At 70.2% G+C, this 14,340-nt stretch carries 7 protein-coding genes; all 7 read right to left on the bottom strand.

Annotated features, from left to right (window positions below):
* Positions 1 to 1,341 (bottom strand): xylose isomerase, encoded by a 1,341-nt coding sequence (xylA, locus tag NUG20_RS09755; RefSeq protein ID WP_263398124.1) that lies wholly within the window; start codon positions 1,339 to 1,341, stop codon positions 1 to 3.
* Positions 1,342 to 1,380: 39 nt separating this feature from the next.
* Positions 1,381 to 2,874, bottom strand: coding sequence for a xylulokinase (xylB, locus tag NUG20_RS09750; RefSeq protein ID WP_263398123.1), 1,494 nt, complete (start codon positions 2,872 to 2,874; stop codon positions 1,381 to 1,383).
* Positions 2,871 to 5,279, bottom strand: coding sequence for a glycoside hydrolase family 95 protein (locus tag NUG20_RS09745; RefSeq protein WP_263398122.1), 2,409 nt, complete (start codon positions 5,277 to 5,279; stop codon positions 2,871 to 2,873). Before NUG20_RS09745 ends, xylB begins: the two co-directional genes overlap by 4 nt.
* 37 nt (positions 5,280 to 5,316) lie before the next feature.
* The gene (locus tag NUG20_RS09740) at positions 5,317 to 8,211 is read right to left on the bottom strand and encodes a TIM-barrel domain-containing protein (RefSeq protein ID WP_263398121.1); all 2,895 of its coding nucleotides are present in this window, start codon (positions 8,209 to 8,211) and stop codon (positions 5,317 to 5,319) included.
* Positions 8,212 to 8,264: 53 nt separating this feature from the next.
* A complete protein-coding gene (locus NUG20_RS09735; protein WP_263398120.1) occupies positions 8,265 to 9,989 on the bottom strand; it encodes a DUF5597 domain-containing protein in 1,725 nt (574 codons plus the stop codon).
* 17 nt (positions 9,990 to 10,006) lie between these two features.
* A complete protein-coding gene (locus NUG20_RS09730; RefSeq protein ID WP_263398443.1) occupies positions 10,007 to 11,878 on the bottom strand; it encodes a sialate O-acetylesterase in 1,872 nt (623 codons plus the stop codon).
* A 168-nt stretch (positions 11,879 to 12,046) separates the two neighbouring features.
* A complete protein-coding gene (locus NUG20_RS09725; protein ID WP_263398442.1) occupies positions 12,047 to 14,230 on the bottom strand; it encodes a cellulase in 2,184 nt (727 codons plus the stop codon).
* Between the last annotated feature and the right edge of the window lie 110 nt (positions 14,231 to 14,340).

Below are 14,340 nucleotides of genomic sequence, written 5' to 3'. Positions count from 1 at the left end.
TCAGCGGATCAGGTACTGGTTGATCAGGTTCTCGTAGGCTTCCTGGCGGCCGCTGACCTGCTTGGGCGCGCCGGCCTTGGCCGCGTGCGCCGCCAGGTCTGCCAGCGTGCTGCTGCCGGCCGCGAACGCCGCGCCGGCGCCGCTGTCGAAGCTGCTGTAGCGCTCGGCGCGCCACTGCTCCAGCGGCGAGGACGTCAGCAGCGCGTGGGCAACCTCCAACCCGCGCGCGAACGCGTCCATGCCGCCGATGTGCGCCAGGAACAGGTCCTGCGGATCGGACGACTCGCGCCGCACCTTGGCGTCGAAGTTCAGCCCGCCCGGCGCCAGCCCGCCCTGCCGCAGCACCACCAGCATCGCCCCCACCGTGTCGTACAGGTCGGTCGGGAACTGGTCGGTGTCCCAGCCGTTCTGCGGGTTGCCGCGGTTGGCGTCGATGCTGCCCAGCAGGCCCGCATCGGACGCCACCTGCAGGTCGTGCTCGAAGCTGTGGCCCGACAGCGTGGCGTGGTTGGCCTCGATGTTGAGCTTGAAGTCCTGGTCCAGCCCGTGCTGGCGCAGGAAGCCGATCACCGTGGCGCTGTCGAAGTCGTACTGGTGCTTCATCGGCTCCATCGGCTTGGGCTCGATCAGGAAATTGCCGGTGAAGCCGATGCTGCGGCCGTAGTCGCGGGCGATGGTGAGGAAGCGCGCCATATTGTCCTGCTCGCGCTTCATCTGCGTGTTGTGCAGGCTGGCATAGCCTTCGCGGCCGCCCCAGAACACGTAGTTCTCGCCGCCCAGTTCGACGGTGGCGTCGAGCGCGGCCTTGACCTGCACCGCCGCGCGCGCGACCACGTTGAAGTCCGGGTTGGTCGACGCGCCGTTCATGTAACGCGGGTGCGAGAACAGGTTCGCGGTGCCCCAAAGCAGCTTGATGCCGGTGTCGGCCTGGCGCTGCTTGGCGATGCCGACCATGTGCGCGAGGTTCTTCTCGTACTGGCCGACGTCGTCCGCGTCCGGCGCCAGGTCGATGTCGTGGAAGCAGTAGTACGGCACGCCGAGCTTGGTGAAGAACTCGAACGCCGCATCGGCCTTGGCCTCGGCGCGGCCCAGCGCATCGCTGCCGGCGTCCCACGGATAGGCGCGCGTGCCCGGCCCGAACGGATCGGCGCCGTTGCCGCAGAAGCTGTGCCAGTACGCCACCGCGAAGCGCAGGTGCTCGGCCATGGTCTTGTCGCCGATGCGCTTGGTCGCATCGTAGACCTTGAACGCCAGCGGGTTGTCCGAGGCCTTGCCTTCGAACGCGATGCGGCCGATGCCCGGGAAGTATTCCTTGGCGCCGATGTAGACGGAGTTGCTCATGACGAAATCCTGGTGTGCGTTTGCGGGGGAAAGTGGGGGTCAGCCGGCGTAGAGCGGGCCAATGGCGTGCAAGTGTTTCAGGAAGGTCTGGTAGTGCGCCTGGTACTGCGCGCCGCGTTGCGGATCCGGCTGCGCGGACAGCGCGGCCTCGTCCTGCTGGTGCTGCAGCACCACCTCGGCCAGGCTGGCGCGGTCGCCCTGCGCGTGGCCGTCGGCCCACAGCGCCTGCAGCGCGGCGCCGAACGCGGCGCCCTCGGCCTGCGCCGGCACGTGCACCGGCAAGCCGAACAGGTCGGCGATGAGTTGCCGCCACCCTGCACTCTTGCTGCCGCCGCCGGTGACGTAGATCGAGTCGAACGCCAGCCCGGCATCGACGAAGGCGTCATAGCCGTTGCGCAGGCTGTAGGTCGCGCCTTCCATCGCCGCGCGGTAGAAATGCGCCGGGGTGGTGTTGTGCAGGTCCATGCCGGTCATGCAGCCGCGCGCGGCCGGCAGGTTCGGGGTGCGCTCGCCGTTGAAGAACGGCAGCAGCACCAGTCCGCCGGCGCCAGGCGCGGTGGCGTCGAGCAAGGCCTCGCCCTGCCCGGTCTTGATCCCGAACAGGCGCGAGATGGTCTCGGTGGCCACGGTGCAGTTCATCGTGCAGATCAACGGCAGCCAGCCGCCGCTGGACGAGCAGAACGCGGCCCAGCGCGCGGCATCGTCGACCACCGGCCGGTCGGCGTACGCGAACAGCGTGCCGGAGGTGCCCAGGCTCATCGTCAGCCGCCCGGGCACCACGTTGCCGGTGCCGATCGCGGCCATCATGTTGTCGCCGCCGCCGGTGGCCACGCGCACGTCGCCCGGCAGCCCCAGGGTCTGCGCCGCGGCCGCGGACAGGGCGAAGGTGGTCTCGGTCGGCACCAGCGGCGGCAGCGCCGCGGCCAGGTCGCGCTGCGGATCGATCGCCTGCAGCAGCGGCGCCGACCATTGCCGGGTGCGCACGTCCAGCCAGCCGCTGCCGGAGGCGTCGCCGAACTCGGTGTAGCGCTCGCCGGTCAGCCAGAAATTGACGTAGTCGTGCGGCAGCAGCACCGAGGTCATGCTGGCGTAGGCCTCGCTGCGGTGCTTGCGCGTCCACGGCAGCTTGGAGGCGGTGTAGCCGGCCAGGATCGGGTTGCCGGCCAGTTCCACGCAGCGCTGTTCGCCGCCGGCGGCCTGCATGATCTCCTCGCACTCGCGCTGGGTGCTGGTGTCGCACCACAGCTTGACCGGCGCGGTCACCTGTCCTTGTGCATCCACCGGCACGAAGCCGTGCTGCTGGCCGGACACCGAAATCGCGCGCACCTGCGCGCGTTGCTCGGCGCTCAGCGCGGCGAAGCAGGCGACGATGCCGTCGATCCACCACTGCGCCTGCTGCTCGCGGGTGCCGTCGTCGCGGCTGATCAGTTCCAGCGCGTGGCCGTGCGTGGCGACCACGCGCCGGCTGTCCGCATCGTAGGCCAGCAGCTTGACGCTCTGCGTGCCCACGTCCAGGCCGATGTACAGACTCATTGCCGCACCAGCCGATCGTTGCGCAAACCCAGTTCCATCGTCGCTCCAGGGGAAAGGTCGGCGGTCAGGGTCTGCCCGCCGTAGACCAGAGTGTAGTGCCCGCCGCGGTCGCTGCTCAGTCGCGCATGCTGCAGGCGACCGTCGCGCCACGCCAGATCGACACCGGCCGCGCCGCGCACGCGCAATCCGCGCACCTCGCCGCGCGGCCACGCCTGCGGCAGCGCCGGCAACAGCCAGATGCTGTCGCCCCAGCTCTGCAGCAGCATCTCGGTGATGCCAGCAGTGCCGCCGAAGTTGCCGTCGATCTGGAACGGCGGATGCGCGTCGAACAGATTCGGGTAGGTGCGCTCGGGCGACAGCAGCATCGCCAGAATACGATGCGCGTGCTCGCCGTCGTGCAACCGCGCCCACAGGTTCAGGCGCCAACCGATGCCCCAGCCGGTAGCGCTATCACCGCGGATCTGCAAAGAGCGCCGCGCCGCGGCGGCCAGCTGCGGGGTGTCGCGTAGATTGATCTGGCTGGAGGGATGCAGCGCATACAGGTGCGAGACGTGGCGATGGTGGATTTCCGGGGCCTGCATGTCCCAGTCCTGCTGCCATTCCTGCAGCTGCCCGGCACGGCCGATCCGGTCCGGCGGCAGCTGCGCGCGCAGTTCGGCCAGGCGCGCGCCGAAGGCCGCATCCACGCCCAGCAGCTCGCCCATTTTGATGCACTGCGCAAAAAGATCGCGCAACAATTGCGCATCCATCGCCGGGCCGGCGCACAGTGCGGCACCGAACGGATGCTGGTTCTCCGGCGACAGCGACGGGTTGGTCACCATCGCACCGGTGTGCGGATCGCGCACCAGGGTGGCGACGAAGAACTCGGCCGCGCCCTTGAACAGCGGATAGATGCGTCGCAGGTAGGCGCGGTCGCGGCCGTAGTCCCAGCGGTCCCACAGCTGCTGCAGCAGCCACACCCCGCCCATCGGCCACAGGCTCCACTTCACGCCGTCGATCGGTCCGGCCTGGCGCCACAGGTCGGTGTTGTTGTGCACCACCCAGCCCGGCGCGTCGTACATCGCCCGCGCGGTGCGGGCACCGGTTTCTGCCAGATCGAACAACATGGATTCCAGCGGCTCCACGCATTCGTGCAAGGCGTTGGCTTCGCTGGGCCAGTAGTTCATCTGCGTGTTGATGTTGATCGTGTACTTGCTCTCCCACGGCGGCTGCATCAGGTCGTTCCAGATGCCCTGCAGGTTGGCCGGCTGGCTGCCCGGCCGCGAGCTGCTGATCAACAGGTAGCGGCCGTACTGGTGGTAGAGCGCGGCCAGCGCCGGATCGTTGCCGTCGGCGAAGCGCTGCACGCGTTCGTCGGTGGGCAGCTGCGCGGCGTCGCTGCTGCCCAGGTCGATCGCGACCCGGCGGAACAGCCGCCGGTGCGCGGCCAGGTGCCGTTCCAGCAATTGCGCGTAGGGCAATGCGGCCGCCTTGCGCAGCTGCGCGGCGCTGAGCGCGAGCGGATCGCCGCCGACGTCGTCGTAGCGGCGGTAGCTGGTGGCCGCGGTCAGCAGCAGCACCACCTCGTCGGCGCCTTCGATGCGGATCCGCCCGCGCTCGACGCGGGTCTGGCCGCCAGTGGCCTGCGGCAGCACGCGCAACGCAAAGCGCAGCCCGCCCTCGATGCCGGCGAATCCGGCATTGCGCCCGGCGTACAGCAGCGCGCCCTGCTCGTCGCTGACCTCGCCCGCCTGCGGACTGTCGATGCCGATGCGCAGCGAGATGCGGCCGGGTTTGTCGCAGGACAGCCGCACCACGATGCACTGCTCGGTCGACGAGACGAACACCTCGCGCAGGTGGGTGGCGCCGCCGGAGGCGAAGCGGGTGCTGGCCAACGCCGTGTCCAGGTCCAGTTCGCGCCGATAGCCGTCGATGCCGTCGGCACGGTCGTAGTCGAGCAGCAGGTCGGCCAGCGGCTGGTACGGCATCTGCTTGCGCGGGCGCGACAGCATCTTCGCGTCGGCCAATGCCTCGGCCTCGGCGTAGCGGCCGGCGAAGATCAACGCGCGCACCTGCGGCAACGCCGCCAACGCCTCCGGCGAGGTCGCATCGTAGGGCTGGCCCGCATACAGCGTGTCTTCGTTCAACTGCAGGCGTTCGTGGGCGATGCCGCCCCACACCATCGCACCGAGCCGGCCGTTGCCGACCGGCAGCGCCTCCACCCACTGCGTGGCCGGGCGCGGGTACCACAGGGTCAGCGCGGCCGGATCGGCAGGCGCTGCCGCAGTCGCGGCCGCGTCCCCGGCCGCCGACGGTGTGCGCTCGGCGGCCGCGGCTGCGCCGGCCGCGACCGGCACGGACAGCCCGGTCACCAGGCCGGCGCCGATCGCCTTGCACAGTTCGCGGCGGGTCAGCGCGATGCTCATCCTGCCTCCCCGCGCGGATGGGCGTACGCCGCGGGCATCACTTCGCCTTGCCCTTGCGCTTGGCGCCCTTCGCCGCCTTGCGCGCCACGCTCAGGCTCTTGCCGCTGTACTGCACGCTGGCATCGGCCTTGGGCTCCAGCGCGCCGGTCTCCTCGCGCACGCCGTCGACGAAGCGCACGTTGATGGTGCGCTTGGCCTGCATGCCCGGCCAGCTGCCCTGGCGCGCGCCGATGGTCAGTACGCCCTTGGCCTGGTTCCAGCTCAGCGGAATGCGGCTGAACTCGCCCTTCTCGTAGCCATAGCCCTTGCCGTCGTCCTCGTACAGCGAGAACTGGCCGTCGGCGCCGGTGTAGACGACCACGGTCAGCGGCGCGTTCGGCACCTCGTCCACGTATTGCTGCACGGTGGTGGTGGGCACGATGGAACCGGCGCGCACGAACAGCGGCATGCGCTGCAGCGGCGCGGCGGCATCGATGCGCTGGCCGCCTTCGTAGCGCTTGCCGCTGTTGAAGTCGATCCACGAGGTACCGGCCGGCAGGTAGACCTGGCGCGAGGTGGCGCCGAAGCGGGTCACCGGCGCGACCAGGAACGCCGGCCCGAACAGGTACTGGTCGTTGATGTCGGCGACCTTGGGATCGTTGGGGAAATCCATCGGCAGGCCGCGCATCATGCTGCCGTCGCGATGGTAGGTGTCGCCGGCCAGCGTGTAGATGTACGGCAGCAACGCATAGCGCAGGCGGCTGTAGTACGCCATGCTCGCGTAGTACGGCGTGCCTTCCGGGGCGATGTTCCAGATCTCGCGGAACGGGAACTGGCCGTGCGAGCGGAACAGCGGCACGAACGCGCCGAACTGGAACCAGCGCGTGTTGAGTTCGCGCCATTCCGCCTGGTGCGCCGGCTCCTGGTCCTCATAGCGCTTCTCCACCGCGAAGCCGCCGATGTCGAAGGTCCAGTTCGGCAGGCCCGACATGGAGACGTTGACGCCGGCGGAGATCTGGTCGCGCATGTCGTCCCAGCGCGAGACGATGTCGCCGCTCCACACCGCCACCGCGTTGCGCTGGGTGCCGGCATAGCCCTTGCGCGAGAGGATGAACACGCGCTTGCCGTCGGCGGCGCGGTCGCCCTCGTAGACGCCATGGGTATGCGGCAACGGGTAGGAATTGAAGAACTCGGTGGACGGCCCCAGCGCGGTCGGCGTGGTGCGCGCCTTGCGCTCGCCGATGTCCAGGTTGGAATGCACGTCCGGCTCGTCGGCGTCCATCCACCACGCGTCGAAGCCCTTGCTGTTGAGCTTGTCGTTGATCTGCCGCCAGTAGATCGCCTGCGCGTCGGCCGAGTACGGGTCGTAGAACGAGTTCTTGTAGCCCTTGCCGATCCAGTCCAGCTCGCCGACCTCGACGTTGCGCTTGTACATGTGCCCGGCGGCATCGAGTTCCTTGTAGTTGGCGGTGGTCGGATAGAACTTGGGCCAGATCGAGATCATGATCTGCGCGTGCATGTCGTGCACCGACTTGACCATGCCGTCCGGGTCCGGGAAATGGGTCTTGTCGAAGTCGTGCGAACCCCACGCGTTCTCCGGCCAGTACGACCAGTCGAGCACGATGTTGTCGATCGGCAGCTTGCGCTTGCGGTACTCGGCCAGCGCGCCGACCAGTTCGTCCTGGCTCTTGTAGCGCTCGCGGCTCTGCCAGAAACCGTAGGCCCACTTCGGCAACAGCACCGCCTTGCCGGTCAGTTCGCGGTAGCCGGCGATGACCTGATCGGCGTCGGCGCCGGCGACGAAGTAGTAGTCGATCATCTGCCCGGCCTCGGACCACAGCGACAGGTCCTTGGCTTCGGCCGCCGGCAACGGGTCGCGGTGCAGCAGCGCGATGTAGCTGGGGTCGATCAGGTCCCATTCGACCTTGACCTTGTGGCGCTGGCCCGGCTGCAGCGCGAGGGTGAATTCGTTGTGCCACGGGTTCCAGTTCTGGCGCCAGCGGTCGACCACCAGCTTGCCGTCCACGTACAGCTTGGCGTATTCGCTGGCGTACAGCGAGAAGCTGTGCTCGCCGCCGCTCCTGGCTTCGATCTCGCCTTCCCAGGTGACCTGCATGCGGCTCTTGTCGCTGGGCTTGGCCTTCTTCGGGAACTTGCCCAGGTCCTTCAGGTACTGGTAGTTGAGCTCTTTTTCGCGGCGTTCCAGCACCTGCTTGCCGTTGACCGAATAGCGCGCGGTCAGCGCGCCCGGCTTGCCCTTGGCGTCGTACAGCTTCAGCGACGCCGGCAGCGGCTGCAGGCCGCGCGGGTCGCCCATGCGGGTGATCGAATTGTTGTCCCACAGGATGCCGTAGTTGCGGCTGGACACCAGGTACGGCACCGCCAGGTCGATATTGCTCTGCAGCAGCTCGACGTTGCGGCCTTTCTGGTTCATCCAGCCCTGCTGGTGCTGGCCGAAGCCGTAGAAGGCCTCGTCGTCGGGCGAGGCGAAGCGCTGGCGCGTGCTCAGGTAGGACTTGCCCTCCACCTTCAGCGGCGCGAAGCTGCGCCCGCCCGCCACTTCCGCCAGCAGCGGCTTGCCGCTGGCATCGGCGAAGCTGACGTGGCCGTCGACGGCGGACACCTGCGCGGTGACCTTGGCGGTCTTGACCCGCACCGTGCCGCCCTGCTCGTCCAGCTGGAACGCGGTATCGCCCTGCACCGGCACCCGCATCAGGCTCGGGGTGCGCTTGAAGTCGCCGTCCGGATCGGCGCTGACGCGGATGATGCCGCTGTCCACCACCTGCAGGCGCACCGGCGCGGCGCCCTTGGCGCTGGGACGCACGGTGACGCCGTCGGCGTCCTTCTTCACTTCCTGCGCGTGGGCGCCGGCGGCGAGCACCGCCAGCGACAGGGCCAGCAGGCGCGGCAGCGGCTTCAGTGCCAGGCGGATGGGTCGGTTCGAGTTGTGCATGTTCACTCCCTCTGTAGCGGGTGACGGCGCCGCACGCTGGCGGCGCCGAGGTATCAGTAGGTGGCCAGCTTGATCTTCAGCAATTGCGGCCTGTCGGAGAAATTGACCCCGTAGTCGGTCTGGTCGCCGTTCCAGTTGCGCTGGAACCGCCACTGCTCGCCATCGTAGAAGCCTTCCTCGACGCGGTCGTAGACCATGTTGGCGGTGGCCTCGCTGGCCGGATGCAGGGTCACCCGCACGTGGTAGCCGGTGACCAGGAATTCGTCCGGGCCCAGCTCGGCGATCAGCGCCGCACCGCTCGGCTCGGGGTTGCCGGGCGGCGTGCCCTTGAACCAGAACTGCGGCACGCCGTAGGTGATGGTCGCGCTCCAGCGCTCGTTGAGCCGCAGCTCCTGCACCGGCTGGCCCGGCTCCTCGGCGGTGCCGTGCAGCTTGCCCTGCGAGGCGGCCTTGGCGAACGGGCGCATGCCCAGGCTCACCGACTTGAAGCCCAGCGCGAACGGCGCCATGGTCGGCTCGTCCACGGTCTTGGCGCCCAACGGCCAGTTGGAATACCCGCTGTAGTCGATGCCGAAGGTGGACCAGCCGATGCCGTCGTGGCCCAGCGTCGGGTACAGGTAGCGCGCGTACTCCGGGCGGTTGCCGGTCTCGGCCACGAACAGCGCGTTGTCCGGGCGCGCGTAGCGTTCCAGCACCGTGGTGTACATGCGGTACTCGGGCATGTAGATGTCCGGGGCCAGCAGGTCGATGTGCGGCGCGGCCGCCTTCCACACGTCGAGCACGTTGTCGGTGGGGCCGCCGCTGGCGTACTGGCCCGGCTGGCCGGGATTGAACGGACCGCGCAGCGCCGCGTTGACGTACATCGGCAGCGGGTACTCGGCCTTGCCGGCCGCGGCCACCTGGTCGATGAAGCGGCCGATGTGCCAGGCATGGAAGAACTCGTCGGCATCGGCGCCGAACACCTGCGCCCAGGTGCCCGGCTGCCGGCCCAGTTTCTGCAGCAGCGCCTCGGGCACCGGACCGTCGAAGGCCTGCTGCGCCAGCGGCGAGAAGTCGCGCACGCTGCCGTAGGTGCCTGGTTCGTTCTCCGGCTGCACCATGATCACGGTGCGCTGCGGATCGGCCTGCTTGAGGTGCTTCATGAAGGCGACGAAGGCCTTGCGGTCGGCCTCCAGCGTGGCCGGCGCCAACGGCGACAGCGAGCCGATGTGCTTGCCGTCGCGGGTGACCACGCGCGGGAAGCGCGCGTTGTCGGTCTTGACCCAGTGCGGCGTGTAGGCCGGGCCGTTGTTCTTCCAGGTGCCGAACCACAGCAGCACCAGCCGCACCTTGCGCTCGCGCGCCTGCGCCAGCAGCGTGTCGACGAAGGAGAAGTCGAACGTGCCCTCCTCCGGCTCCACCTGCTCCCAGGCGATCGGCACCTGCACGGTGTTGGGACCGAGGAACTGCATCGCCGGCCATACCTGTTCCAGCGCCGCCGGGTAGTTGCTGGAATTGTTGACCTGCGCGCCGAGGATCAGGAACGGCGCGTCGTCGACCAGCAGCGTGTGCTTGCCGTCCTTGCTGACGAACTGCGGGATCGGCGCCTGTTGGGCCGGCGCAGGCGCAGGTGCCAGCGCGGCGCCGGGCTTGGCCGTGGACGCGCCGGCGGCGGCATCGGCGGCGGGCGGCGCGGACTGGTCGGACTGGCATGCGGCCAGCGCCAGCGACAGCGCGCAGGCCAGCAGCGGACGCCAGCGCAGGGCGGCTGCGCGAGTGCGCGGAACGGGGGATTTCATGCGGTCAGCACTCCGTGTCACCAGGTGTCGGTTCGGAAAGGGGAGACAGGCAATTGTTCGCGATTGACCAGGTTGGCCTCGGCCGGGTTCTCGCTCCAGGCGTAGCGCAAGGCCTGCGGCTGCGTCACCTCGGCGCTCTCGACCAGCACGCTGTCGCCGTCGATGCGCGCCTGCGCCGGATGGAAGCGGCGATCGGCGCCGGCGACGCTGAAGCCGCGCAGCGGGCCGCCGCCGCGCACCGCCAGCGCGCTGCCCATCGGATCGAACTGCAGCCTCGCCGTGCGCCCATCGAACTCGGCGCGGCGCAGCGTCGGCGCGCTGTAGACCAGCGCTTCGCCGTAGGCGACGTGGCGCGCGGCCAGCGCCAGGCGATGGCCGACGTCCTGCTTGTTGGTCGGATGGATGTCGCCGGGCTCGCCGATGTCGATGGTCACCGCCTGCGCGGTCGCCGGCAGCGCCAGGGTCTTGGACTGCGACTCGCGCAGCAGCGCCCACGGACTGAGATCGCCCTTGTCGGCGCCGGCGCGGAAGTTGGCCAGCTGCACCCACAGGAACGGCAGCTGCGGCTGTCCGCGTTCGGTGCGCCAGTGCCGGATCATCGCCGCGAACTGCTCGCGGTAGCGCAGCGCACCGCCAGCGTTCGCGTTGCTCTCGCCCTGGTACCAGATCACCCCCTTGAGTGGGAACGGCTGCAGCGGATGGATCATGCGGTTGTACAGCAGCGTCGGCTGCTGGTTGCGGCTGTCGTCCAGCGCCACCACCACCTTGGCCGGACGGAACGTCCAGCCCTGCAGCGGGCGCCGGGCTCCCTCGCCGGCCTGCACGAAGCGCTCAGCGTCGTCGCCGTGCAGGCCGCCGCCGCCGCTGAGGTCGGTGACCCGCACCGCGACGTGGTTGACGCCGGCCCGCAGCGCCGCCGCCGGTACGCGATACACGCGCGGCAGGTTCCATTGCTTTTCGGTCTGCCCGACCGGCTGGCCGTTGACGTAGGTGACATCCGAATCGTCGATCTGGCCGACGCCCAGGGTGACGCCGGCCTTGGCTTCGGCGGCGCTGAGGGTGAACGAGGTGCGGTACCAGGCGATGCCGTCCATGCCGTCGTAGCCGCTGGCTTCCCAGTTGCGGTCGACCGGGATGCGGTCCCAGTCGCTGTCGTCGAGGTCGGCCGCGCGCCACGCCTCGGCGCCGTCCTGCACCGCCGGCCAGCGCGCGATGCGCTGCCGCACCGCGGCCAGGGTGCGCGCATCCTTGGCCTTCATGTCGGCGACGCTGCGTGCGGTCTGCGTCGCATCCATGCCCAGTGCGGATGCGTCCATCCACGCCTCGATCGCGCTGCCGCCCCAACTGCTGTCGACGATGCCGATCGGCACGCCGGTGCGCTGGCGCAACTCGCGCGCGAAGAAATAGCCCACCGCGGAGAACGCGCCGGCGTCGTCGGGCGTGGCGGCTTTCCACTCGCCGCCGGCCAGTTGCCGTTCCGGCTGCGCCGACCACGACTTGGGGATCTTGAAATGGCGCAGTTGCGGATCGGCGGCCGCGGCCACTTCGCGCGCACCGTCGCGCGCCTGCGCCAGCGGCCACTCCATGTTGGACTGGCCGCTGGCCAGCCACACGTCGCCGACCAGCACGTCGCCGATGCGGCGCCGCGTGCCGTCGCCTTCCACTTCCAGCACGTACGGGCCGCCGGCCGCATGCGTCGGCAGTTGCACCTGCCAGCGCCCGTCGCCTGCGGCGACGGCGCTCGCCGCGGCGCCGTCCAGGCGCACCTGGATGCGCGCGCCGGGCGTGGCCCAGCCCCACACGCGCATCGGCACATCGCGCTGCAGCACCGCGCCGTCGGCGAACAGCAAGGGCAGTTCCAGCGTCGCCCAGGCCGATGCAGGCAGCATCGCCAGTGCCAGCGCGGCCAGCCATTTCGCGGCGGGAGGCAGAGAGAGGGTCATGGCGTCGATCCTGTGCTGTTCGATACGGAGGGATGCGGACGCGGCATCGCCACGCCCGCGCGCCGGCAGGCGCCGTTGCTCCCCGGCCGCGCCATCAGGCCGCTGTGCGGGCGACTATCGCGCATCGCCATAGAAGATGCCTCGGCCGCCGGTAGCGAAGTAGACGCGGCCGATCACGCGCGGATCGCCGGTGACGGCATAGGGACGGCCGAAGCCGTGCGCGTCGTCGTCGATGCGCCGCCAGCGCCGGCCCTCGTCCTCGGAGCGGAACAGCCCGCTGACGCCATCGACGCTGCCGGCGAGGAACAGCATCGGCGGCGCGCCGTCGCGCGGCGCGCGGCCCAGGCCCAGCGAACGCGCCTCCACCTTCGCCAGCACGGCGAGCGTGCCGTGTTGCCAGCGCATCACGCCGCGGCTGGGGCTGGCCAGGTACACCACGCCGGCGCGCAGCGGGTCCGGGCGCAGCTGCGGGCGGGTGCGCTCGGCGTCCGCCGGCACGCCGATCCCGACGCCGCTGTCGCGGAACCGGCGACCGCCGTCCTCGCTCAGATAGAAGCGCCCGCTGGCCGCATCGACCGCGTACCAGCGCTGCGCATCGACCCGGTCGGCTTCGATCAGCAGGGTGCCGGAGGAACCTTCCACCCGCTCCCAGTGCCGGCCCCAGTCGTCGCTGGCCCAGGCGCTGCCGCCGTTGCGCGGCGACCAGATCACGCGGCTGCCGTCGGCGTTGATGGCGATATGCCCGGCGCCCTCGCCCGCCGGCGGTTCGTTGGCGAATGCGCTCCAGCTGGCGCCGCCATCGCGCGACCAGGCGGCACGGACCTCGCCGTCGCGCCGCTCGCGCAGCGTGCCGCTGCGCACCACCAGCTGCGGCGCCTGGCCGGCGGCATCGATGCTCTCGCCGTTGGTCAGCCGCGGCCCGGCGAACTGCGACTGCGCGCGGTCCAGCGTGTCGTGGCGGAAACCGTCGATATCGCCGAGCGCGCTGAGCAACGGCGCGCCCTGCGCCGGACTGAGCAGATCCAGCGGCACCGTCTCCTCCAGCCCCGCGTCGGCGAACCACCACTGCACTACGCCCTCGGCCGCATCGAACGCGCGCAGGTTGCACGAGGCCCAGACCCCGTAACCGGTGACGAACCAGGCGCGATCGCTGTCGAACGGATCGATGGCCAGCGACGCCATCCAGTGCGGGCGGGCCTGCGCGGTCCATGGGGCGGTGTCGTGAGCGAAGCGCGAGCGCGGGAACAGCGGTGCCCAGCGGCGTCCGCCGTCGGTGCTGCGGTAGATGTCGTCGCCCGGCGTGTAGCGGCGGAAGGTGCTGGCGATCAGCGTCTGCGGCTGGCGCGGATCCACCGCCACCGCGCCCCAACCGAAGCCCGGCCCGGCATGCGGCTGCGGCACCGGGCTGATGTCGGTCCAGCGCTGCGCGGCCGGCTCGTATTTCCAGACCGCGCCGTCGGCCATCAGGTCCGGGCCCGGCTGGTCGCCGTAGCTGAGGTAATAGATGCCGTCGCTGGAGCGCACCATGTGGCTGGGACGCAATCCGGTGGGCTGCCCAGGCACCGGCTGCCAGCTACGCCCGCCGTCCTCGGACACGAACACGCTGCGTTCCTGCGTGGACACGCCGACGTAGATCCGCTGCGAAGCGCCGCCGCCGGCGGCGCTGGCAGGGTCGAACACGACGAAGGCGATACCGACCTGCTGGCGGCGCCCGGCGTGGTTGACCGCGCTGGCGGCCGCGCTGGTGGCGACTGCCGGAAAGGACGTCACCCGCTGCCAGTGCACACCGCGGTCGTCGCTGCGCCACAGCCCGGCATCGCGCGAACCGAGCAGCAGCACGCGGCCATCGTTCGGATCCACCGCCAGCCGTTCGCCATTGCCGCGGCCCAGTTCGTTGCCGCCCAGCTTGAACGGCAGCTCGGTGCGCGCGAAGCTGCGCCCCTGGTCGTGCGAACGCAGCAACGCGGCATTGCCGGCGCGCGGGTGCAGGTAGGTGCCTGCGGCCAGGTACAGCGCCTGCGGATCGTGCGGATCGATCGCGAACGCGTCGATGCCCATCAGATTCTGGTCGGCCGCACCGAGCCAGTCGGTCAACGCGACCCAGTGCGCGGCCGCCGCATCCCAGCGGTACGCGCCGCCGACGTCGGTGCGCGCATACAGCAGGCCCTGCTGCGCCGGATGGAACAGCAGGCCGGAGACGAAACCGCCGCCGCCGATGGCGACGCTGCGGAACTGGTACGGCAGCGGCGCCGCGGCGAGCGCCGGCAACGCGCTCCACAACAACGCCAACAGCAGCAGCGCCGGCCATGCCGAGCGCGACCGCACTGCGCGCTGCCACTTGCCCGGCCACGCATCAGGTTTCAGCACGCGATGTTGCCGCATCGTGCGTTGCGCTCCGATTGCAGCCG

It is taken from the genome of Xanthomonas sp. CFBP 8443 (assembly GCF_025666195.1).
Classification (GTDB): domain Bacteria; phylum Pseudomonadota; class Gammaproteobacteria; order Xanthomonadales; family Xanthomonadaceae; genus Xanthomonas_A.
This window is presented reverse-complemented; position numbering and strand designations above follow the sequence as displayed.